18 protein-coding genes are annotated in these 22494 nt (G+C 76.9%); 8 read left to right on the forward strand and 10 right to left on the reverse strand.

Annotated elements, in window-relative coordinates; genetic code table 11:
• Positions 1 to 295: 295 nt before the first annotated feature.
• Positions 296 to 2011: a tyrosine-protein kinase domain-containing protein gene (locus tag D5H78_RS02565; RefSeq protein WP_119948799.1), complete on the forward strand. Its 1716-nt coding sequence runs from the start codon at positions 296 to 298 to the stop codon at positions 2009 to 2011.
• 146 nt (positions 2012 to 2157) lie between these two features.
• On the opposite strand, the gene D5H78_RS02570 is transcribed toward D5H78_RS02565, so the two are convergent.
• Together D5H78_RS02570 and D5H78_RS02575 are read right to left on the reverse strand one after the other, a co-directional pair.
• Entirely contained in the window at positions 2158 to 3363 is a 1206-nt protein-coding gene (locus D5H78_RS02570; protein ID WP_218566148.1) for a glycosyltransferase family 4 protein, read from the reverse strand.
• A complete protein-coding gene (locus tag D5H78_RS02575; protein ID WP_119948800.1) occupies positions 3360 to 4595 on the reverse strand; it encodes a glycosyltransferase in 1236 nt (411 codons plus the stop codon). The genes D5H78_RS02570 and D5H78_RS02575 overlap by 4 nt, the downstream gene beginning before the upstream one ends.
• Positions 4596 to 5127: 532 nt before the next feature.
• Here D5H78_RS02575 and D5H78_RS02580 point away from each other — a divergent pair.
• On the forward strand, positions 5128 to 6621 hold the full coding sequence (locus tag D5H78_RS02580; protein ID WP_133411986.1) for a right-handed parallel beta-helix repeat-containing protein: 1494 nt from the start codon (positions 5128 to 5130) through the stop codon (positions 6619 to 6621).
• 61 nt (positions 6622 to 6682) lie between these two features.
• Here the strand turns inward: D5H78_RS02580 and D5H78_RS02585 are convergent, their stop codons facing one another.
• The 7 genes from D5H78_RS02585 to D5H78_RS19165 form a co-directional block, all read right to left on the reverse strand.
• On the reverse strand, positions 6683 to 7555 hold the full coding sequence (locus D5H78_RS02585) for a sulfotransferase domain-containing protein (protein WP_119948802.1): 873 nt from the start codon (positions 7553 to 7555) through the stop codon (positions 6683 to 6685).
• Positions 7552 to 8730 (reverse strand): glycosyltransferase, encoded by a 1179-nt coding sequence (locus D5H78_RS02590; protein WP_119948803.1) that lies wholly within the window; start codon positions 8728 to 8730, stop codon positions 7552 to 7554. The genes D5H78_RS02585 and D5H78_RS02590 overlap by 4 nt, the downstream gene beginning before the upstream one ends.
• Positions 8727 to 9935, reverse strand: a complete 1209-nt coding sequence (locus tag D5H78_RS02595) for a DUF1972 domain-containing protein (RefSeq protein WP_119948804.1) — start codon at positions 9933 to 9935, stop codon at positions 8727 to 8729. The genes D5H78_RS02590 and D5H78_RS02595 overlap by 4 nt, the downstream gene beginning before the upstream one ends.
• A complete protein-coding gene (locus tag D5H78_RS02600) occupies positions 9932 to 11458 on the reverse strand; it encodes an O-antigen ligase family protein (RefSeq protein ID WP_119948805.1) in 1527 nt (508 codons plus the stop codon). The genes D5H78_RS02595 and D5H78_RS02600 overlap by 4 nt, the downstream gene beginning before the upstream one ends.
• A complete protein-coding gene (locus D5H78_RS02605; RefSeq protein ID WP_119948806.1) occupies positions 11455 to 12531 on the reverse strand; it encodes a sulfotransferase family protein in 1077 nt (358 codons plus the stop codon). Before D5H78_RS02605 ends, D5H78_RS02600 begins: the two co-directional genes overlap by 4 nt.
• Positions 12532 to 12742: 211 nt before the next feature.
• A complete protein-coding gene (locus tag D5H78_RS02610; protein ID WP_119948807.1) occupies positions 12743 to 14266 on the reverse strand; it encodes a lipopolysaccharide biosynthesis protein in 1524 nt (507 codons plus the stop codon).
• Between the two features lie 210 nt (positions 14267 to 14476).
• Positions 14477 to 16015: a hypothetical protein gene (locus tag D5H78_RS19165; protein ID WP_165865566.1), complete on the reverse strand. Its 1539-nt coding sequence runs from the start codon at positions 16013 to 16015 to the stop codon at positions 14477 to 14479.
• A gap of 143 nt (positions 16016 to 16158) precedes the next feature.
• Here D5H78_RS19165 and D5H78_RS02620 point away from each other — a divergent pair, with 143 nt between their 5' ends.
• From D5H78_RS02620 to D5H78_RS02645, 6 genes are all read left to right on the forward strand, one after another.
• On the forward strand, positions 16159 to 16938 hold the full coding sequence (locus D5H78_RS02620) for a hypothetical protein (protein ID WP_119948808.1): 780 nt from the start codon (positions 16159 to 16161) through the stop codon (positions 16936 to 16938).
• Between the two features lie 86 nt (positions 16939 to 17024).
• A complete protein-coding gene (locus tag D5H78_RS02625) occupies positions 17025 to 17831 on the forward strand; it encodes a 3'(2'),5'-bisphosphate nucleotidase CysQ (RefSeq protein ID WP_119949306.1) in 807 nt (268 codons plus the stop codon).
• A complete protein-coding gene (cysD, locus tag D5H78_RS02630; protein WP_119948809.1) occupies positions 17828 to 18739 on the forward strand; it encodes a sulfate adenylyltransferase subunit CysD in 912 nt (303 codons plus the stop codon). The genes D5H78_RS02625 and cysD overlap by 4 nt, the downstream gene beginning before the upstream one ends.
• On the forward strand, positions 18739 to 20040 hold the full coding sequence (gene cysN / locus D5H78_RS02635; RefSeq protein ID WP_119948810.1) for a sulfate adenylyltransferase subunit CysN: 1302 nt from the start codon (positions 18739 to 18741) through the stop codon (positions 20038 to 20040). The genes cysD and cysN overlap by 1 nt, the downstream gene beginning before the upstream one ends.
• 464 nt (positions 20041 to 20504) lie before the next feature.
• Positions 20505 to 20948 (forward strand): PssD/Cps14F family polysaccharide biosynthesis glycosyltransferase, encoded by a 444-nt coding sequence (pssD, locus tag D5H78_RS02640; RefSeq protein WP_342782409.1) that lies wholly within the window; start codon positions 20505 to 20507, stop codon positions 20946 to 20948.
• Positions 20945 to 21547 (forward strand): glycosyltransferase, encoded by a 603-nt coding sequence (locus tag D5H78_RS02645; RefSeq protein WP_119948812.1) that lies wholly within the window; start codon positions 20945 to 20947, stop codon positions 21545 to 21547. The genes pssD and D5H78_RS02645 overlap by 4 nt, the downstream gene beginning before the upstream one ends.
• Before the next feature lie 53 nt (positions 21548 to 21600).
• Here D5H78_RS02645 and D5H78_RS02650 read toward each other — a convergent pair whose 3' ends face one another.
• Positions 21601 to 22374: a LamG domain-containing protein gene (locus D5H78_RS02650; protein ID WP_133411987.1), complete on the reverse strand. Its 774-nt coding sequence runs from the start codon at positions 22372 to 22374 to the stop codon at positions 21601 to 21603.
• Positions 22375 to 22494 lie beyond the last annotated feature (120 nt).

Genomic DNA, 22494 nt, shown 5'->3' on the forward strand with positions numbered 1-22494 from the left:
GTCGTGCGCGGCTCCGCCACGTCCCCCCCTCGAGGCCGGCCCGGCGCTCGCCGGGACCCGCAGGCAACCATGGCGGGACGGGGCCGCCGGGGCCAGCGGTTCGGCCAGATCCGCACCCCTGCAGGGCAATCCGGTCGCGCTGCGCACGCGGCTGCGCACGGTCCGCCGAGCGTTCCGTCGAAGCCCGGTCGCGGGCACCCCGCTGTGCTTCACTGTCACGGACACGCGCAGCGGCCGCGACGACGCACCGCCCACCCCCCAGCGCGACGATCGGACCACCACGCGAGGGACGCCCGTGACTGCGTACGACAGCCGCACCGACTCCGACCAGGAGCCGGCGCCCGCCACGACCTTCTCCCTGCGCGAGCTGTGGCGGCGCCGCGCCGTCGTGGCCGGCGCGCTCGTCGCGACGGTCCTCGTCGCGGTCGCGCTGACCCTGGTGCAGGGCAAGACCTACCGGGCCAGCGCCGACGTGCGGGTCTCCTCGGGCAACCTGCAGAGCATCTTCGGGCCGCAGCAGAACGGCGACACCGCCACGCTGCTGGCCACGCAGGTGAGCGTGCTCGAGTCGACGCAGATGCGCGCCGACGTCGAGGAGCGCCTCGGTGACGGCGTCGAGGTGCTCGACGTGCTCGTCGAGGGGGTGCCGGAGAGCCAGGTCGCCACGGTCACCGTCGACGCCACCACCGCCCAGGGCGCGGCCGACGCCGCCAACGCGTACGTGCTGGCGTACAAGGACCGGCGCGACCTCGCGGCCGGGACCGAGGCGCAGCGCCGGGCCGACGCCCTGCAGGAGCAGGTGGCCGAGCTGGAGGGCGAGCTCGCGGTCGCGCAGCGCGAGGTGGACGCGGAGTCGACCCGCATCAACCTGCAGCTCGCCGAGATCACCGTGGCGCGCGACCGGGCGGCGGCGTCCGGCATCGCGCTCGACCCGGCCGAGGTGGCGTCGCCGACCACGGCCACGTTCACGGCGCTGCAGGCGCGCTACAACGACGTCGCCGGCCGGCTCGCCGACCTGCGCGCGACGCAGCAGCAGTACGAGGTCGCCGCGCAGCTGCGCGAGGGCGGCGCCGCGGTGATCTCGACCGCGACCCCGCCGACGAAGGCCGCCTCGCCGAACCTCGGGCAGACCGTCCTGCTCGCCGCGCTGCTCGGCCTGGCGCTCGGCATCGCGCTGGCGCTGCTCCTGGCGGCGCGCGACCGGCGGCTGCACGACCGCGACGGCGTCGCCCGCGCGGACCTCGGCGCCCCCGTCGTCGGCACCGTCGCGGGCTCCCCGGCGCGCGTGGACGCGGTCGACCTCAGCACCGCCTCGGCCGGCCCGGTGAAGGCCGGCGAGGACTACGTCGCCCTCGCCTCGCAGGTCCTCGTGGCCGCGCGCCGGCGCGACCTCTCCCGCCTGCTCGTGACGAGCGCCGCGGGGGAGGACGGCAAGGCCGGCGTCGCGGCCGGGCTCGCCGTCGGCCTCGCCTCGCTCGGCCAGCGCGTCGCCCTCGTCGAGGCCGACCTGCGCGCCGGCGGCAAGGGCGTGCGCGAGGACGGCCCCGTCGGGCTCTGCGAGGTCATCAGCGGCACCGCGACGGTCGCCCAGGCGCTGCTGCCCGTACGGGTGCAGGGGACCGGCTCGCTCGTGGTGCTCCCCGCCGGCCGGGGCGGCGTCGAGCCGACCCAGGCCCTGACCAGCGAGCCCGCGGCCCGCGCCCTGCAGGACGTCGCCGCCGACGTGGACCTCCTCGTCGTCGTCGGCGCCCCGCTGCTGCCCGTCGCGGACTCGATGGTGCTGCTGCCCTACGTCGACAGCGCGCTGCTCACCGTGCAGCTCGGCGACACCACGAGCACCGACGTGCGCGCCGCCCTCGACCGGGTGTCGGCCATCGACGGCGGGGTCCTCGGCCTCGTGCTGCGCGGGCGCCGCGACGCCGGTCGCCCGGCGGCCGTCCTCAGCCGGGGCGCGGCCCCCGCCCGCGGTGCGGCGCCCGCCGCGCCCGCGGTGCCCGCCGCCCGGGACTGACCGGGCGCACCAGCACGACGAGGGCCCGGGGAGCGACGCTCCCCGGGCCCTCGTCCGTCCTGCCCGCGCCGGCGGTGCCGGTCGCGGTGGTGGTGGTCCTACGCGGTGGCGGTGCCCGGTGCGGGTGCCGGCGGGGTGCGCCGGCGCTACGCGCCGCGCGTGCGCGCGGCGGCGGCGAGGACGTCGAGCAGCTCGGCGCGGTAGCGGTCCAGGGTGAAGCGCGCGCGGGCGCTGCGGCAGCCGCGGCGGGCCAGCTCGTCGGCGCCCGCGCGGTCCGCGAGCAGGCCGCCGAGCGCCGCCGCGAGGGCCGCGGGGTCCTCCGGCGGTACGACGACGCCGGCGCCGTCCTCGGCGATCTCCGGCAGGCCGCCCACGCCGCTCACCACGACCGGCCGGCACGCGGCCATGGCCTCCACGGCCACGCTGCCGAAGGGCTCGAGGCGCGAGGGCACCGCGACGACGTCCGCGTCGAGCAGGTGCGGCCACACGTCCTCCCGGAAGCCGGGCAGCAGCAGGCGGTCGGCGACCCCGAGCTCGGCCGCGAGGGCGCGCAGGGAGTCCTCGTACCACTCGTAGCCGCGGAACACGCTGCCCACCAGCTCGAGCTCGACGTCGTGCCCCTCGCCGACGAGCGCCGCGAGGGCGCGCACGGCGACGTCCTGGCCCTTGCGGGGGCTCAGCCGGCCCACGACGACGACCCGCCGGCGGGCTCCAGGCGCCGCGCGGCGCGGCCCCTCGGGCGCCGGGGGGAAGTCGAAGCCGTTGAGCACCACGCGGGTGCGGGCGGCGAGCCGGCGGTGCTGGGCGGCGAGGAAGGCCGCGGTGGCCCGGGAGTTCGCCACCACCGTGCCCGCGGCGAGCAGCGGCGCGGTGAGGGTGCGCGTCACGGCGCGCGGCGAGGCGGACTCCAGCTCGCGCACGTGGCAGACCGCGGGGACGCCCTGCGCCCGCGCCGCGGCCAGCCAGTGGGGGAGCGTGAGCGTGTTGACGTACACCACGTCCGGGCGCTGCTCGCGCAGCACGGCCCGCAGCCGGCGGTGCTCGGCGGGGGCGCCGAGCACCAGCCCGGCGAGCCCGCGCGGGGACAGCAGGGCCTTGCGCAGCACCGGGAAGGGCAGCACGCGGTGCTCGACCCCCTGCGCCGCCACGCGCTCGAGGAGCGGCCCGGGCTCGGGCACCACGAGGAGCACCTCCACGCCGGCCTCGACGAGCCCGCGCAGGCTGCGCAGCAGCATGAGGTCGGCGCCGTAGAGGTCGGGGAACGGGTGCGCCACGAGCACGCGGCGCAGCCCCTCGACGCGGGCGCGCGGCGCGTCCTGCCCGCCGGGCGGGGTGCCGGGCGCCGCGCTCACGCGCCGCGCCCGGACGCCCCGGCGGGGGCGCCCGGACCCTCGGCCGCGTCCTGGCCGCCGGCAGTGCCCGGCGCGGTGAGCCCGAGGACGCCCGCGAGCTGCTCGACGCGCCGGTCCCAGGAGTGCTGCGCGGCGAAGGCGCGGCGGCGGGCCACGAGCGCCTCGTCGCGCGGCGTCGCGAGCGCGCGGGCGACCGCGTCGGCGAACGCCTGGCGGCCCGTCGTGAGCTCGGTGAGGTCGGTGCCGAGCCAGCGCACCGAGGGCAGGTCGTTCGCGACGACGGGCAGCCCGGCGGAGAGGTAGTCGAGGACCTTGAGCGGGAAGCTCGCCCGGTTGAACGGGCTGTCGGTGTAGGGGACGAGCCCGACGTCGACGTGGCGCAGGTAGGACGGCACCTCGTGGTGGCGCTTGGGCCCCACCCACTGCACGTTGGGCCGGGCGAAGATCCGGTCCAGCGCCGCGTGCGGCGCGGCCTCCGAGCGGGGCCCGACGAGCAGCACCGAGTGGCCGGCCTCGGCCACGGCCTCGAGCAGGTCGGCGTCGGTGCGCTCGTTGAGCGTGCCGATGAAGCCGGCCACCGGTCGCCGCAGGGTGACCTCGGGGGCGGGGACCGCGGTGTCGGTGCCCGCGAAGAGGTCGTAGTCGCAGCCGTTGGTCATGAGCACCGGGTCGTGCCCGAGCGCGCGCCACTTCTCCTCGAGGACCGGCGACACGGCGACGACGCGGTCCGCGCGGCGCGACACCTCGCGCTCGCGGCCCCGGACCCACCGCACGGCGACGTCGTTGAGCTGCGCCCCCGCCACGAAGTCGTCGGAGGCCAGGTGCACCGACACCCGCTCACCGAGGGTGCCCAGGACCGGGAAGTGCGGTGGCACCTGCACGACGGCGGCCACGTCGCCGCCGAGCGCGCGCACGGCGCGGCGCACCTGGTGGCGGAAGGACGCCGTCGCGACGGTGCGCATGCCGGGGCGCGTCTTGGCCGGGGGCACGACGACGGTCAGGCGGGCGAGGCGGTCCTGCAGCAGGCGCAGGCGGGGCTCCTGGTGGCTCTGCGCCATCCAGGGCTTGCGGAGCGTGGATAGCGGTGTCCGCGGCGGGTCGACGTAGAGCACCGGCGCGTAGCGCGTGAGCCGCTCGGCGATGTGCTGGGCCCCCAGCCGGTTGCCCTCCCAGGTGACGCCCGCGACGAGGACCACCATGCCCCGCCAGTCGCCGGCCAGACCGTTGCCCATCGTGCGGTGCTCCCCCTCGCGTCCGGCGCAGCGGGGCCCACGGCCGGCCGCCGTCGCCACTGCGGCGCCCCCTGCCGTCCCGACGACGGTAGCAGCGGCGCCCCCGGCCGAGGGCTGGTTGCGCGGACTCCCGGCACCGGGGGCCCGGCGCGGGTACCGTGGCGGCAGCCCCGCGGGCGCCCCCGGGGGGCGCGGGCCCCGCCGGGGGTCCGACGCGCGCCCCAGCACGGCACCAGCGCGCACCGGCACGGGACCAGCCCGGGCCCGGCACGCACCAGCCAGGACGGACGGACATGCCAGCCGCTGCCTCGAACCGCCCCGGAGCGGGCCCCGCCCCGCGCCCCGCGACCCCCTGCGGGACGCGCTGATGGGGGGGTACGACGACTCGGTGCCCGGCCGCCCCGGCCCGGGGTCCCCGGGATCTCCCGGGTCCTCGGGGTCCCCGGGGTCCGCGCGCGCTGCGGGCGGCGCCGGCGGCGGTGCCCGCGCACCCCGCGGCGGCGGCCCCGGCCCGTCCCGGCGCTCGCTGCTCGTGGCCGCCGGCGGGCTCGGCCTGGCCGGGGTGGGCGGGGCGGTGCTGTGGCGCTCCCTCGGCGACGACGGCCCCGGTGGTGCCGCGGCCGGGCCGGCGCCCCGCACCCCCGCGCCGTCGCAGACGCCGTCGCCCGTCACCGGTGCGGACGACGCCTCGCCCGAGCTGCAGGGCCTGCTGGACGCCGGCGACGCCCGCGTGGTGCTCCCCGAGGGCAGCCACGTCCTGCGCTCGGGGCTCGTGGTGCCGCCGCACGTGCGCGAGATCGAGGTCCCGGAGGGGACCGTGCTCACGATGGCCGGGGACGAGGTGCTCCTGCGCCGCAACGGGCGCATCGAGCAGCAGCCCCGGCAGGTGGTCACGGCGGTGCAGGGCGCCGACGCGGTCCGCCTCGCCGACGTGTCGGGCATCCGCGCCGGGGCCTGGGTCTACCTGTGCAGCGACGACTGGCTCAAGGAGGGCAAGAGCAAGCGCGGCATGCTGCGCCGCGTCGAGGCCGTCGAGGGCGACCTGCTGCGCGTCGACAAGCCGCTCATCAGCAGCCTGTCGACGGCCCCGCGCGCGCACGTCGTCGCGCTCGCGCCGTCGCTCGCGCTGACCGGCGCCGGCGCCCTGGAGAACGCGGACCCGCAGGGCACGTTCTCCAACCTCGTGCGCCTGGACTTCGTGGAGTCGCCCGAGGTCGCCGGGGTCGAGCTGCGCTTCTGCGGCAGCGCGGCCCTGCGCACCTTCGGCACGGTCGGCGGCACCATCGACGCGTACATCCACGACTGCGTCGACGACCAGGGCCGCAACCACTACGGGTACGGCGTCAGCTGCACCTCCACGACACGGGACCTGCGCGTCCTCGGCCGCATCGAGCGGGTGCGCCACGCCTTCACCACCGACCACGGGTACGACGCCCTCGTCGAGTCGATCGCGCAGACCGGCGAGCCCGAGGACATCTACGTGGCCCCGCGGGTGCGCGAGACGTCCTCGACCGGGATCGACACCCACGAGCCGGGGGACGGCATCACCATCGTCCCCGACATCGAGGGCTGCGGGACGATGAAGTGGGGCGGCATGAACGTCCGCGCCCGCAACGTGACGATCCAGGGCGGGACCGTCCGCGACTCCAACGAGTGGGGGATCTTCGTGCAGCCGAGCGCCGGCGGCACGACGGTGATCCGCGACGTCGAGGTGTCGGGGGTCCGCGACGGCCGGGGCGTGCACTGCAAGGCGGGCGCCCGCATCGAGGGCGGCAGCGTCTCCGGCTTCGGCGACCGCTTCGGCATCCACATCGAGCCCGGGACCACGGTGGACGTCGAGGGCACCCGCATCGACGGCGGCCAGGCCGACGGCTCCCGTGGGATAGCGCTTGCTGGCACGTCGTGCAGCCTCACCGGGACGGTCGCGAACTGCTCGGTCGGCGTCCTGGAGCTCCCGGACGCGTCCGACAACCGCGTCCTGCTCGACTACGACAACGTGGCGCGCGAGGTCATCAGCGCCACCTGAGCCCGATGCCGAGGGCCCCCACCCGGGCGGGGTGGGGGCCCTCGGTGCACGGGGGCCGGGGTCAGCCCGCCGGGCGCTCCTCGCGGTCGCGGGCCGCGCGCTCCCAGCGCCGCACCGCGTCGGGGGCCAGCGCCCGGAACCGCTCGAGGTCGGGGGCGAGGCGATCGCGCAGCGCCCGCTCGGTGGCCGGGGAGAGCGCGCCGGTGCCGGCCGGGAGCTCGCGCGAGCCTGCGCGGCGCACGGCCTCGCGCAGCGGGGCCGGCACCCTGGCGAAGGCGCCGTGCAGCGCGGGGAACGAGGCGGCGACCTTGAGCAGGCCGCGGCGCTGGCGCCGGTCCTCGCTGCGGTACCACTGCGTCCCCTCGGGGGCGGCTGCCGGCAGCGGCTCGACGCCGACGAACCGGTGCACCCGGGCGAGGACGGCGTCGCGGTCCTCGCGCAGCTCCTCGCTCGTGCAGACGAGCAGCTGCTCCGGCGCGAAGCGCTCGAGCCAGCGCTCGGCCTGCAGGGCGTAGCTGCTCGTCTCGAGGTAGTGCGGCTCCTCGAGCAGCGCCACGTCGGCCGGGCGCCGCTCGACGCCGGCGGCGACCTGGTGGACGTACATCGAGCGCATCCGCGCCACCGGGTCGCGCACCAGGTAGACCAGCCGCGCCCCCGGCACGACCGCTGCCGCCCGCTCGGGGACGCCGTGCCAGTGCGGGTGCTTGGCGTAGTCCGGCGAGACCTCGCCGGCGACCTGACCCGGTGCCGCGCCCGCGAACTGCCGCCGGTACCAGTCGACGCCCCGGCCGAAGTGCCGGTCGTCGCGGAAGAAGTTGAGCTCCTTCGTCGTCGGCAGGTGCAGCCCGGGGTGCGCGGCGAGGTAGTGGTGCAGGCTCGTCGTCCCGGCCTTCATCGCCCCGATGACGAGGAAGCCGGGCAGCGGCCCGCTCACGCGCCGGCCCGCGCGCGCGGCGGCGCGACCACCCGGCGCTCGACGAGGCCCGCCACCTGCGCGTCGAAGCCCTCGGCCGTGAACGGGCGCAGCGCCTCGGCGAGGTCGGCGGGCAGCGCCGGGGCGCCGTCCGCCAGCACCGCGAGGTCCGGCTCCTGCGCGTCGACGACCTGCACGGCGCCGGCCAGGTCGGCGGGGAAGCCGGCGACCGCGAAGGGCGTGGCCAGGACCGGGCGGCCGTGGGCGAGGGACTCGACCACCTTGACCTTCATCCCGCCGCCCACCCGCACCGGGGCGAGCGTCACGTCGACGTGCCGGTAGAAGTCGGCCGGGGACGGCACGGGGCCCAGGACCCGGGCGTGCGGCCCCGCGTCCATCCGGTCGCTCGCGAGGCCGGCCACCACGACGTCCCAGCCCAGGGCCGCCAGGCGGGGCGCCCAGCGCTCGCGCAGGAGCTCGAGCGCGTCCACGTTGGGCCAGTACTCGAAGTTGGCGAAGAACCCCGCGGCCGGGCGGGCCGAGGGGTCGCGCGGGACCTGCGCCGTGGCGACCGGTGTGGGCAGCCACGCCACCTCGTGGCCGGCGCGCCGACGCAGGGCCTCGGCGTCGACGAGGCCCGCCGCGGTGGTGACCGCGGCCTCGGCCGCGAGCCGGTCCTCGGCGCGGACGACGCCGCGCAGCTGCAGCGCGGCGGTGCGCCGGGCCAGGCCCCTCCGGCGCCCGGCCTCGCGGGCCACCACGTCGCTGTAGAGGTCGGAGTGGTCGACCCAGAGGGCGGTGCCGGGCATCGCGCGGACGTACCGCGAGAAGGGCAGGACGCTCACCACGAGCAGGTCGACGGGGGCGAGGGAGGCGAGGGCGCCGGCGACGCCGGCGCTCATCCCGCCCACCGCCGTCGGCAGGGGCACGAGGGTGCGCTTGGCCCGGCGGACCCACGCGGGCCAGTCCCGGGTGCCGACGGTGGTGGACGCCACGGGCAGCACCCGCGCCCCGGCCGGCGGCTGGGCGCCACCCGAGGTGCCGGGGTCGTGGGCGGCCGCGGCGGGGTCCTGCGGGAACACGACGACGACCTCGTGGCCGAGCCGCGCGAGCGCGGCGACGAGGGCCCGGGTGCGCAGGGTGCCGCCGTGGGCGGCGCGGTACGGGTCGGTGAGCGAGAGGACGACGACCCTCACCGGACGGTGGTCCTCTCCGCCGCGGGCCCGGGCACCTGCGCGCGCACCGCCGCGAGGTCGACGACGCCGGCGGGCCGCACGTCGAGGTCGGCCGGCGGCGTCGCCGCCGTGCCCTCGGCGAGCGCGAGGCACAGGCGCTCGTAGTCCGCGGCGACGCCGTCCCAGTGGTAGCGGTGCAGCACGTCGGCGTGCGCGAGGCGCCCGCGCTCGTGCGCGGCGGCCGGGTCGGCCTCGGCGTCCTCGACGGCCCGCGCCACGTCCTGCGGGTCGCGGAAGAACACGCCGTTGCCGAGCAGGACCTCGCGGTTGAAGCTCACGTCGAAGGCCACGGTGGGGGCCCCGCCGCCGACCGCGCGCAGCAGGGAGGGGTTGGTGCCCCCGACGGAGTGCCCGTGCAGGTACGTCCGCGCCCCCGCGTAGAGCTGGTCGAGCAGCTCCTGGTCCCACACCGGCCCCACGAGCCGGATGCGCGGGTCGTCGCCGGCGGTGGCGCGCACGAGGTCGCCGTAGCCGGAGTCGTAGGGCGCCCCGCCCACGACGACGAGGGGGAGCCGCGCCGCGCTGCGCCGGTAGCCCTCGACGATGCGCTCGACCTTGTTCTCGGGCTCGAAGCGGGCGACGACGAGGTGGTAGCCGTCGGCGGCGAGGTCGAGCTCGCCGAGCCGCCCGCCGCCGACGCCGCTGGTGTCGGGCGCGCCGTAGGGGATGAACCAGGTGCGGGCCCGGTGCTCGTCGCGGTAGTAGTCCTGGATCCCGCGGGCGTCGGCGATGAGGGCGTCGCCCCAGCGCACGGCGAGCTTCTCGGCCAGCCGGTAGTAGCGCTGCCCGGTCGCGCTCCACTTGGTGCGCTGCCACTCCAGGCCGTCGACGTGCACCGCCGTCGGGATGCGCCGCAGGCGCAGCGCGGGCAGCAGCGGGGCGTTCGCGGCGTTGAAGACGACCGCCACGTCGGCGCGCGCGACCTGCTGGTGCAGCACCGACGCCGCGGTGTGGCTCAGCGTCTCCGCGGTGCGGCTGCGCAGGGCCGGCAGGTGGACGAGGTCCATGCCGAGGTGCTCGCGCTTGCCGGTGTCCTCCGCGCCGCGGCAGTAGACGACGACGCGGTGGCCGCGGTCGACGAGGCGGGCGCCGATCTCCTCGGCGGCGGTCTCGAAGCCGCCGTACCGGGCCGGGACCCCGCGCGTGCCGATGAAGGCGATCCTCATGGTGCGACTCTCCTGTCGAGGGTGCGGGTGCCGCGCGAGCGGGCGGAGGGACCGCGCTCGATGGGGGCGCGGGAGGCGCCCCGCAGGCTGAGGTAGCCGATGAGCGCGCCCACGAGGGCGGCGCCACCGACGCGGTGCATGTCGGGCTCGAAGGCGTGGATGAGCATGAGCCCGAGCAGGCTCACGGCCAGCGCGACGTCCACCGGCGGCATGCCCTCGGGCCCCGCGGCGCGGCGCAGGACGCGCGCCACGGGGACGAGGACCATCGCGAGGAACGCGAGCAGGCCGACGAGCCCGGTCTTGACGAGGTACCAGAGGTAGCCGTTGTGCACGAAGCGCGAGCCGAACTCGGGGTCCGTCTCGAACGCCTGCAGCAGCGGGTCGGCGATCATCGGCGGGTGGTAGCTGGCGCCGATGCCCTGCCCGAAGAGCGGGTTCTCGCCCCACGTCATGAGCGCGTAGCGGTTCTCGAGCAGGCGGTACTCGTTCCCCGGCGTCTCGACCTGCTCGGTGGTGAGCCCGCCGAGGACCCGCTCCTCGAAGCCGGCGACCTGCCGCGCGACGAGGTTGCCGTCGGGGTCGCTGAGCAGCGACGCGGTGCCCGTGAGGCCCACGACGCCGACGAGCGCGGCGGCGGCCAGCACCACGGCGCCGAGCCGGCCGCCGTGCAGGTCGGCGCGCCGGCGCAGCACCAGCAGCACCGCGGTGCAGAGCAGCAGCGCCAGGAGCGTGGCCCGCGCGTAGCCGAGGAAGGTCACGAGGAACGCGGGCAGGGCCAGCACCGCGGCGAGCAGGCGCTCGCGCGCGCCCGCCCGCCGGCTCAGCAGCACGGTGGCCGCCGCCACGAGGACCACGAAGGCCAGGACCTTGCTGTTGACGATGAAGCGCGTGGCGTCGAGCTCGGCCGCGGTCCCGCCGACGCCCTGCACCCGCACGTTCGCCACGCGGCCGGCCAGCAGCTCGGTGCCCGTGACGATCGTGACGAGCATGAGCCCGGCGGAGTACCAGAGCACGACCAGGGCCGCGCGCACCGCGGCGCGCGAGTGCACCGGGCGCCAGAGCCGGCTCGCGATGACGTAGCCGAGCACGATGTACGCCGGCCCGCGCAGGTCCTGGGTGAACGCCTGGAACGGCTGGTGCCGCACGATGCCGACGGCCGAGTCGAACGCGATGACCGCGGCGTAGGCCAGGACGAGCAGGTCCGTGCGCTGCAGGCGCGAGCGCCGCGTCAGGGCCACGACCGCGGCCGCGGGGAGCAGGAGGTCGCTGAGGTAGAGGGACTTGCCGCCGACCGTGACCGACAGGGGCAGGGCCAGGAGCGGCGGCGTGGCGGCGACCGCGAGCGCGAGCACCGGCAGCAGGCCGGGGCGCGAGCGCTGCAGCAGCAGGCCGACGAGGAGGGCGACGGCGGCGGCCGGCAGCAGCGCCACGGGGCCGCCGAGGCCGACGAGGGCCCCCGTGACGGCGCCGACGCCCGCCGCGAGCAGCGCGGGGCGCGCGAGGCCCTGGTCCACGGCGCTCACCCGCGCAGCCTGCGGCGCACCGAGGTGAGCAGGCTCCGGCTGCGCCCGCGGTTGAGCGCCACCGCGAGGGCGGTCTTGCCCGGCAGCGCCAGGGCCTGCCCGGCGAGGCGCAGCACCGGCGGCCGCAGCGGGACCGGGGCGTAGCCCAGCCGCTGGGCCTCGGGGGCCGTCACCCGCTGGCTGAGCCAGGTCTCGGCGCGGCCGAGCCCGGTGCGCCACTGCCCGACCACCGAGGGGTCGACGCCCGACCCGCCGCGGTCGGTGCTGTTCGAGGAGCTGATGCGCGGGACGTCGAGCATCCCCGGCGCCACGTCGAGGCCCCAGGGGCGCAGCAGGCGCTCGAGCTCGCCCTGCGGGTCCTGCACGAGGTCCTCGAACCGCAGCAGGGCGACCCGCGGGTGCTCGGCCGCGCGCAGCCCGGCACGCACGCCGCCGCGCCACAGCAGGCTCGTGGTGAGCGGGTGGTAGTCGGCCCACTGGCGGAAGGTCGTCGCCAGCGGCACGCCGCTCGTGCCCCGGAACCGCCGGCGCCACCAGTTCTTCTGCGACAGCAGCACGTCGCGCGGGTCGCGCACGAGGACCACGGCGCGGGCGCGCGGCAGCAGGTCGAGCAGCTCGGTGAGGTAGAAGACGTTGCGCGGCGTCTGCTCCAGGGCGACGTCGCCGCCCTCCGCGGCCGCCTCGTGCGCGAGCACGGCGGCGAGCACGTCGTGCCCCCGCACCGGGCCCGGGCGCTCGGCCAGCGGCGCCAGGGCCTCGCGGGCGACCTCGGCGAAGGCGCCGGGCACGTGCGGGCGGTGGTACCACTCGCGCCGGTTGTGCAGCAGGCGGTCCGCGAGCGCGAGGGCCTCGTCCCCGCCGAGCGCGCGGTCGCGGTCGGCGGGGAGCCACATCTCCTCGGCGAAGTGCAGCTCGCCGAGGTCGACGACGCGCGGGTGGCGCCCGAGCATCCGGGCGAGCATGGTCGTGCCGCTGCGGCTGTTGCCGGCGACGAGGACCACGTCGACGTCGCCGGGGTCCCCGTCGGCGCGGGCCCCCTGCGGGGCCTGGGTCGACGCGGGGGCTTCCGGCACGGGGTCCTCCTGCGGGGTCGTCGGCCGCGCCGCGGAGGAGCCCGCGGGGCGTCGTACGGGGGACGTCGTCGACCACGCGCCCCCCGGCGGCAGCGAGTCTTGCAGCGCGACGGGGGGCAGTGCCACCGCTTCGGCGCAAGTCACACGCACGGACCACGGTGCGTGCCGGAGGGCGCACAGCGGGTCGGTGACGCGGGGGTCGTACGGCCCCTCACGCGCCGCGCGCGCCGGCGCGGCGGCGCCGCGACGGCAGCGCGAGCGCCGCGTACCCGACGACCTCGCGGAAGCGGGCGGGGGCGAGCAGGCGGACGAGCAGGGGGTAGGTCAGCGCCGCGACGGCGAGCGACGCGCCCAGCGCGACGGCGGTCGGCGCGTCCGCGAGCAGCACGTGGCGCACCAGCGCGACGGCGCCGGCCATGAGCCCGCCGCTGAGCAGCAGCGGCAGCAGCGGCACGACGAACTCGCGCCACGAGAAGCCCAGCGCCCGCTTGGCCGGGGCGATGGACAGCGGCGCCAGCAGGTACGCGCGCACGGCGTAGGCGACCGCGACGGCGAGGATGCCGAAGTTGACGGCCACGAGGAACCCGACGACGTTGACCGCCGCGATGACGGCCGTCACCCGCAGGACGGTCTGCGGCCGCCCGATGGCCATGAGCAGCGAGTTGTTGGAGTAGAGCAGCGCCTGCACGAGCCCGGCGAGGGCGAGCACCTGCATGACCGGCACCGCGTCGTCCCACCGCTCGCCGAAGAACAGCGCGACGAGGTCGGGGGCGAGCACCGCGACGGCGAGGTACGCCGGCGCGGCGACGGTCAGGCTCGCGCGGATCGCGCTCTCGTACGCGCGGCGCATCCGCGGCACGTCCCCCTGCAGCCTCGCGAAGGTGGGGAAGGCGACGCCGTCGATGGTGAGGTTGAGGACCTCGGTCATGATCGTCAGCAGGCGGTAGGCCACGGAGTAGAGCCCGAGCGCGACCGGCCCGAGCACCGAGCCGATGAGCAGGTCGTCCGAGCGCTTGCTGAGGAACTCCAGCAGCTTGATGCCGATGACCTTGTTGCTGTAGCCGAACAGGTCGCGGAACGCCGCGCGCGAGAAGCGCAGGCCGGGCCGGTACGGCGTGACGGCCCACAGGGCGACCGTGGCGACGAGCTGCTGGGTGACGGCCTGCGCGACGAGGGCCCAGACGCCCCACCCGCCGAACGCCGCCGCGACGCCGGCGACGCCGCCGACGAAGGTGCCGAGCAGCTTGCGGTAGGCCAGCGAGCGGAAGCCGAGCTCGCGCCGGAGCACCGAGGTCGGCGCGCTGGCGGTGGCGCCGAGCACGAGCGTCGCGGAGAGCGCTTGCAGCACCGGCACCAGGTCGGGGGCGCCGACGAGCGAGGAGATCGGGTACGCGAGCCCGCACAGCGCCCCGGCGAGCAGGACGCCCGACCCGAGGGTGGTCCAGAACGCGGTGTCCAGGTGCTCGTCGTCGAGCTCGCGCCGCTGCACGAGCGCCGAGCCGAACCCCTGGTCGACGAACATGCTCGTCAGCGAGATGAACACCAGGGCGAGCGCGACGAGGCCGATCTCCGCCGGGGTGAGCAGCCGGGCGAGCACCACGAAGACCACGGCGGTCATGGCCCGCGAGCCGACGGCCATGAGCGTGGTCCAGGCCACGCCCTTCGCCGCCTGCTGCCTCAGCGGGGCCCCGCCGCCCACGGGGGTCCCGGGGCCGCTCACCGACGTGCCGCTCACTGCTCTCCTCGACGCTCGTCGCCCTGGCGCGCACGGGCGCGGGCGCCGCGGGCACGCCCCGCTCGGCGGTGGGCGGGCCGCACCACGGTACGGCAGGAGCCCGGCCCCGCGGGCGCTCCCCGGGGAACGGGCCCCGCGCAGCGGGAGGGCCGCGGCGTGCGCCGCGGCCCTCCCCGTGCTCCCCGGGGGTCGGGGAGGTCCTGCGGTGGTTCAGCCGAACGTGGGGCGGGCGACGCCGACGTAGGAGACGCCGTTCAGCGACGCGTAGCTCGCGCCGTGCACGCCGATCGCGCCCTTGACGCCGCGCAGGCCGATGGTCGCGCCGCTGAGCACCGCGCCCTTGGCCGTGCTGTTGACCTGCACGCCGACCTGCTGGGCGGAGTCGACGACGAGGCCGGCGCCGAGGGTGGCGGGCTGGTGCAGGGCGACCGCGCGGGTGCCCTTGCCGCCGACGATGCGCACGTTGCGCACGACCGGCGCCTCCGCGAGGGTCCAGGCGACCGCGCCGGGGGCGGGACGGGCCACGGTGAGGCCCTCGTCGTACGCGCCCGTGATGGTCACGCCGTCGACGACGGTGCCGCGCGAGCGGATGAAGACGCCGCCGCCGCCCTCCTTGCCGTTGGTCGAGCCGGCGGCCCGGTAGCGGCCCGGGTCGGTCACTGTGGAGCCCGCGAAGGAGATCGCCCAGCCGGGCTCGTGGGTGTCCAGGCCGGTCGAGGTGGTGCCGCGCACGTCGAGCGAGACCTTGAAGGACTCCGGGTCGCCCATGCCGCGGATGCGGGAGTCGACCGGCTGGTACGCCGCGTTGGTGGTGAAGGCGTGGCGGACGGTGTGGACCTGGCCGGTGATCCGCAGGTCGCGGGCGGCGCCCACGGCCTCGATGCCGTAGCCGTAGTGCCGGCCGCTGCCGTAGCGCTTGCCCGACTCGTCGTCGAGCAGGTCGTGGATCCTGACGTCGAAGCTGCCGCCGACGGTGCTGCCGACGCGCACGCCCGAGGCGCCGCCGTTGCGCAGCTCCACGCCCGCGAGCACGGGGGACTGCACGAGGTCGAGCGTGACGAGCGGGTAGTAGTTGCGGGTCGGGGTCGCGTGCTCGATGGCGCCGCCGGTGACGGTCAGCGGGGCGGCGAGGTTCGCGACGTACGCCCGGGGGCTGGTGCGCATGGTGCGGTTCAGCGGCGTGTCGAGGGTGACGCTCGTGCCGCTGACGGCGACGACGCGGCGCAGGTGGCCCGGCTGCATCGGCTTGTGGTCGGCGAAGGCGTCGGACGAGCCGAGGAACAGCCAGCTGCCGACCTTCAGGCCCGCCGCGGTGCTGAGCTTGACCGTGCTGGAGCCGCGCACGGCGCCGGCGGTGATGCCGTACTGCGCCGCCCCGAGCGACCCCTTCTTGCTGAGGGTCCCGCGCTTCGGGTCGCCCTGCTGGCGCAGGACGGTGGTGGGGGCCATGGTGATCGAGGTGACGGCGCCGGGGACCTCGAGCGTGCCGTTGACGCGGTAGGTGCCGGGGCCGAGCGTGAGCGCGCCGCCCTTGGTGGCCGCGGCGGCGAGGGCCGCGGTGAGCGCCTTGGTGTCGTCGACGGCGTCGTTCGCGCGGGCGCCGTAGGCGGCGGCGTCGACGCCGGTGGTCGCGGCGCCGGCAGGGGTGGCGCCGAGGCCCGCGACGACCACGGGGCCGGCGAGCAGTGCGGTGGCGGCGGCCCGCAGGGCGCGGCGCAGGGGGGACTTCGGCAGGGGGTTCGGGGTCATGACCTGTGCTTCGGGTGGTAGGGTGACGGCCTTTTTCCCCCGAACGTGTGGTCAAGGTCGAGGGCCCCCCAGCCGGGCGCGATGGGACCACGGATCGGGCGTTCCGCCCGTGCGGCGCGCCGAGGACACCTACCGTTCACCCCATGGCCCCCCGCACGTCAGCCGCCGCACGCCCGGCGGCCCCGGCGCACGAGCGCCCCCGCACGGCCCGCCCGCCCGGGTGGCGCACCCTGCTCCCCGTGGTCCTCGTGGGGGGCCTGCTGCTGCTGCGCGTCGTGGCGCAGGGCCCGTACGACGCCCTGGTCCGCGAGGACGGTCCCGTGGAGTGGGCGACCGTCCTCGTCTACCTGGTCGCCGCGGGCGCCGCGGCGCTCGTGGTCCGCGCGCTGCTGCGCGGCGGCCGGCGCGTCGAGGCCCTGCTCTGGGGCGTCGTGGTGCTCGCCTTCCTCGGCATCGCGAGCGAGGAGGTGAGCTGGGGCCAGCGGATCGCGGGCTTCGAGGGGCCGCAGGCGCTCGTGGAGCGCAACAAGCAGGACGAGGCCAACCTGCACAACCTCCTGCGCCGGCACCAGCTGCACGCCGTCTACCTGGCCGTGGGCCTCTACGGCGCGGGGCTGGGCCGGCTGCTCGTGCGGCGGCACCCGTGGACGCGCGCCCGGGCGGCCCTGCTCGCCCCGGGCCCCCGCGAGGCCTGGTTCTTCGGCGCCCTGGTGGCCGTGTACGGCTACTACGAGCTCGGCGAGCCGGTCGTCGCGCGCCTCCTCGGCCCCGGCCACGACGCCCTGTCGCTCGGGGTCTCGCGCCTGCAGGAGGTCGCGGAGCTCTCCCTCGCCCTCGGCTTCCTGCTCTTCGCGCTGGGCGCCCGGCGCGCCGCGTCGTCGGCGCCCGCGGACCCCGCGGCGCGCGGTGCTGCGGGCGGGTGACGCGCCCCACCCGCTCCCGCGTTCCGTACCGGCCCCCCGCCGTCACGCTCTAGAGTCGGGGCACTCGAAGGGGGTCACCACACGTGCTGTCCGATCACCAGGCGCCCGGAGCGCCCGCCGGCCCGCAGGGCCTCGACGACGCCGCCGTCGCGCGGCGCGTCGCCGACGCGGCCGGGCGCGCCCTGCTCGCGGTCCGCGCCGAGCACGCCGGCGCGAGCGACCTGAAGGCGCGCGGCGACCGCGGCGCCCAGGAGGTCATCGCCGCCGAGCTCGCCGCGCTGCGCCCGCAGGACGCCGTCCTGAGCGAGGAGGCGGTCGACGACCCGGCGCGCCTGGACGCCGAGCGCGTCTGGATCGTCGACCCGCTCGACGGCACCCGCGAGTTCGGCGAGGGCGACCGGCACGACTGGGCCGTCCACGTGGCGCTGTGGGAGCGCGGCGACCTCGTCGCCGGGGCGGTCGCGCTGCCGGCGCTCGGGCGCACCCTCGTCACCTCCGACGTCGGCGCGCCGTGGCGGGAGGCGCCCCTCGAGGGCCGGCGCCCGCGCCTCGCCGTGAGCCGCAGCCGCGCGACCGACGTCGTGACCGGCCTGGCCCGGGCGCTCGGCCTGGACCTCGTCCCGCTGGGCTCGGCGGGCTACAAGACGTCCGCCGTGGTGCTGGGCGAGGTCGACGCCTACGTGCACACCGGGGGGCAGTACGAGTGGGACAGCGCGGCGCCGGTCGCCGTCGCCCGCGCCGCGGGGCTGTTCACGAGCCGCGTCGACGGCTCGCCGCTCACCTACAATCGCCGGGATCCGCTGCTGCCGGACCTCGTCGTGTGTCGGCCGGAGCTGTCCGACGCGATCCTCGACCACCTCAGCCAGACCACGACGGAGCGGGAGACCGCATGACCGCCAACCCCGACTACCGCCTGAGCCACCTCGCGGCGCTCGAGGCCGAGTCCATCCACATCTTCCGCGAGGTCGTCGCGGAGCTCGAGCGCCCGGTGCTGCTCTTCAGCGGCGGCAAGGACTCGATCGTCATGCTCCGCGTGGCGGAGAAGGCGTTCTGGCCCGCGCGCATCCCCTTCCCGGTGCTGCACGTGGACACCGGCCAGAACTTCCCCGAGGTCCTCGACTTCCGCGACCGCCGCGTCGACGAGCTCGGCGTCCAGCTGCTCGTCGCCTCCGTCCAGGACGCGATCGACCGCGGCCAGGTGCAGGAGGAGCCGAACGGCTCGCGCAACCGCATCCAGACGCCGGTGCTGCTCGACGCCGTGGAGAAGCACCGCTTCACCGCGCTCTTCGGCGGCGCGCGGCGCGACGAGGAGAAGGCGCGGGCCAAGGAGCGGGTGTTCTCCTTCCGCGACGAGTTCGGCCAGTGGGACCCCAAGAACCAGCGCCCCGAGCTGTGGAGCCTCTACAACGGGCGGGTCCACCTCGGCGAGAGCATCCGCGTCTTCCCGCTGTCGAACTGGACCGAGCTCGACATCTGGCACTACATCGCGGCCGAGGGCATCGAGATCCCGGCGATCTACTACGCCCACGAGCGCGAGGTGTTCCTGCGCGACGGCATGCTCATGGCCGTCAACGAGTTCGCCCAGCCCAGGGAGGGCCAGGAGACCTTCGTCAAGCGCGTGCGCTACCGGACGGTCGGCGACGCCAACCTCACCGCGGCCGTCGAGTCCGACGCCGACACCGTGGAGAAGGTCATCGAGGAGATCGCGGCGACCCGCCTGACCGAGCGCGGCGCCACCCGCGGCGACGACCGGGTCAGCGAGGCCGCCATGGAGGACCGCAAGCGCGAGGGGTACTTCTGATGACGACGACCACCGGGACCCGCCCCGAGGCCACCGGCGCGCACGCCGTGGACATGCTGCGGTTCGCCACCGCCGGCTCGGTCGACGACGGCAAGAGCACGCTCATCGGACGCCTGCTCTTCGACTCCAAGTCGATCTTCCAGGACCAGCTCGAGGCCGTGGAGCGCACGAGCGCCTCGATGGGCGACGAGTACACCAACCTCGCGCTGCTCACCGACGGCCTGCGCGCCGAGCGCGAGCAGGGCATCACCATCGACGTGGCCTACCGCTACTTCGCCACGCCGCGGCGCAAGTTCATCATCGCCGACACCCCGGGCCACACGCAGTACACCCGGAACATGGTCACCGGCGCCTCCACCGCGGACCTCGCGATCGTCCTCGTCGACGCGCGCAAGGGCCTGGTGGAGCAGAGCCGCCGGCACGCCTTCCTCGTGTCGCTGCTGCGCGTGCCGCACCTGGTCCTCGCGGTCAACAAGATGGACCTCGTCGACTACTCGCAGGAGGTCTTCGAGCGGGTCAAGGACGAGTTCACCGCGTTCGCGACCAAGCTCTCGGTGCCGGACCTCGAGGTCATCCCGCTCTCGGCGCTCAAGGGCGACAACGTCGTGTCGCGCTCGGAGAGCATGCCCTGGTACGAGGGCCCGTCCCTGCTGCACCACCTCGAGAACGTGCACGTGGCGAGCGACCGCAACCTCGTCGACGCGCGCTTCCCGGTGCAGTACGTCGTGCGTCCGCAGTCCAGCACCCACCGCGACTACCGCGGCTACGCCGGGCAGGTCGCCGGCGGGGTGTTCAAGCCCGGCGACGAGGTCGTCGTGCTGCCCTCGGGCTTCACCAGCCGCATCGCGTCCATCGACACCTTCGACGGGCCCGTGCAGGAGGCGTTCGCCCCGATGTCGGTGACGATGCGCCTCGAGGACGAGATCGACATCTCGCGCGGCGACATGATCTGCCGGCCGGGCAACCAGCCCCAGGCCACGCAGGACGTCGAGGCGATGGTCTGCTGGATGGACGAGACCCAGGCGCTCGCGCCGGGGCGCAAGTACGCCATCAAGCACACGTCGCGCTCGGCGCGCGCGCTCGTCAAGGAGCTGCCGTACCGCCTCGACGTGAACACGCTGCACCGCAGCGAGGCGCCGGGGCAGCTCGCGCTCAACGAGATCGGGCGCGTGCGCCTGCGCACCACCGCGCCGGTGTTCTGCGACGACTACGCCCGCAACCGCACGACGGGCGGCTTCATCCTCGTGGACGAGGCCACCAACCGGACCGTCGCCGCCGGCATGGTCATCGGCAGCGACTGACCGCCCCGGCGGGCGGCGCCCGCCCGCCCCGCGCACGACGAGGCCCCCGCCGCGAACGGCGGGGGCCTCGTCACGCACGGCTCCGGTGCGTAACGTGGTGCGCCACGCGAACGACGCGGGGGGTAGCGCGCCCGTTGGGCCGTACGGGTGGTGCAAGGTGTCCGCGGGGGGACGACGACCGGAACAGTCCATGCGGGAGGGCCGCCCACGTGCACCATGGTCAGGCAGGGCAGCGCGCCACACCCCCCGGCGGGCTCGCCCAGGACCGCGACGGGGGGACGGACGGGCGGAGGACCGGGATGGCGGCGGAACCTGCGTGGGACGTGCCGCTGCCGGGGCCCGAGGGCCTCGCGCCGCCCGCGCCGCCGGCCCCCCGGGACGAGGTGGGGGCGGCGCGCGCCCGGCGCCGCGCGGCCGACCGGCCGGCGCGCACCGGCCGCGGCGACGGCGAGCGCCCCGGGCGCGTGCTGCTCGTCTGCAGCAGCGGGGGCCACCTGGCCCAGCTGCTGAGCCTGGGCGAGTGGACGCGCGAGCGGCCCACCCGCTGGGTCACCTTCGACACCGCCGACGCCCGCTCGCTCCTGGAGGGGGAGGACGTCGTGTGGGGGCACCACCCGACGACCCGCAACATCCCCAACCTGCTGCGCAACACCGTGCTCGCCGCCCGCATGATGCTGCGCGAGCGCCCGGCCGCGGTGGTCTCCACCGGCGCCGGGATCGCCGTGCCGTTCTTCGTCCTCGGCCGCGCCCTCGGGGTGCCGACCGTCTTCATCGAGGTGGTGGACCGCATCGAGACCGCGACGCTCACCGGGCGGCTGTGCCGGCCCTTCGCCACGCGGGTGCTCGTGCAGTGGGAGGAGCAGCGCGCCCTCTACCCGGGCGCCACCGTCGTGGGACCGCTGCTGTGAGCCCGCTGCCGGGGCCCGCGGGCTCGCGCCCGCTCGTCGTGCTCGCCGTCGTCGGGACCGACCACCACCCGTTCCAGCGCCTCGTGGACTGGGTCGACGCGTGGGCGGGGGAGCGCGGGCGCGCCGTCCGCGTCGTCGTGCAGCACGGCTCCGCCCGCCCGCCGGCCGTCGCCGAGGGGCGCGCGCTGCTCGGCGCCGAGGAGCTGCAGGGGCTCTTCGCGGTGGCGGACGCGATCGTGACCCACGGCGGGCCCGCGACGATGAACGAGGTGCGCTCGCGCGGGCTGCTGCCGCTCGTCGTCCCGCGCGACCCGGCGCTCGGCGAGCACGTCGACGACCACCAGCAGCGCTTCACCCGCCGGCTCGCGGACCTCGGCGAGGTGCGGCTCTGCCCCACCCGGGAGGACCTCGTGGGCGCCCTCGACGCCGCGCTGGCCGACCCGTCGGTGCTCCGCCTGGACCCCGCCGCGGAGCGGCTCCGCGCGGATCAGGTGCAGGCCGCGGTGCAGCGCGTCGGGGCCGTCGTCGACGGGCTCGTCGCCGAGGCCGCGGAGGCCGCGTCGCGTCGGCGCCCCTGGGCGCGCCGCGCCGCGCGCTGACCGGTCCGCCGACCCGTCTCCACGCCCCCGGGACGCCGCCCGGTGCGCCGGCCTCAGGCCGACGCCTCCACGCGCACCCAGTCGATGTCCCCGGCGAAGTAGTCGCAGGTGACCTCGACCTGGTCGCAGTTGATCTTGCCGCCGATGGTGAACGGCACCGCGTTGTCGAGCAGCCCGGTGGCGCCGCGGATCGTGCGCCGCTCGCGCAGCACCAGGTCGGCGTCCTGGCCCGTCGGGTCGTCCCACACCGTGAGCGCCACCCCGGCCGCCGTGCGCTCGCAGCGGACCCGGTGCCACTGCCCGTCGTGGTACGCCCCGGCGGACCGGACCGCGCGCCGCCCGAGCGCGCCGGTGTAGAGGCAGCTCTCGGTGCCCCGGGGCAGCTGCACCTTGACCTGCCCGCCGCGGGTGGTCGCCTGGCCCTTCTGCAGGATGTTGCCGAACGGCCGGGTGGTCCGGTAGCGGAAGACGACGGCGTAGTCGCGGGTGCCGGGGTCGAGCCGGCCGTCGGCCACCTGCGTCACCCGCTCGGGCGTGGCCGGGGGCTGGTTGGGCCGCACGTCCGACCACCGGTGCAGCAGCGGCGTCCCCCCGGCGACCCCCGTCCGCACCGCGGCGCCGACGACCCCGTCGACGCCGTGCGACGAGGCGTCGACGAGCACCCGGCTGCCGGCCGGCTCGTCCATCCGCCACTCGGCGACCACGCCCGACGCGGCCCCGAGAGCCGGCGCCGGGGCGGGGCCGACGAGGCCGACGGGGCCGACGAGGCCCAGCAGGGCGGCCACGGCCACGGGCAGGGCGCGCGCTCGGCGCGGCGTACGGGTCATCCTCGTCCCCCCGGTGGTGCGGCCGCGCCCCCCGCGCGGCACGGGGTCCACGCTCGCACGGGGGCGCCGGGGGTGTCAGCCGGACGGGTGGACGGGACGGCCGGCGGCGGGCCGCCCGCC

Origin of the sequence: Vallicoccus soli (assembly GCF_003594885.1) — a bacterium.
GTDB classification, from domain to species: Bacteria; Actinomycetota; Actinomycetes; order Motilibacterales; family Motilibacteraceae; genus Vallicoccus; species Vallicoccus soli.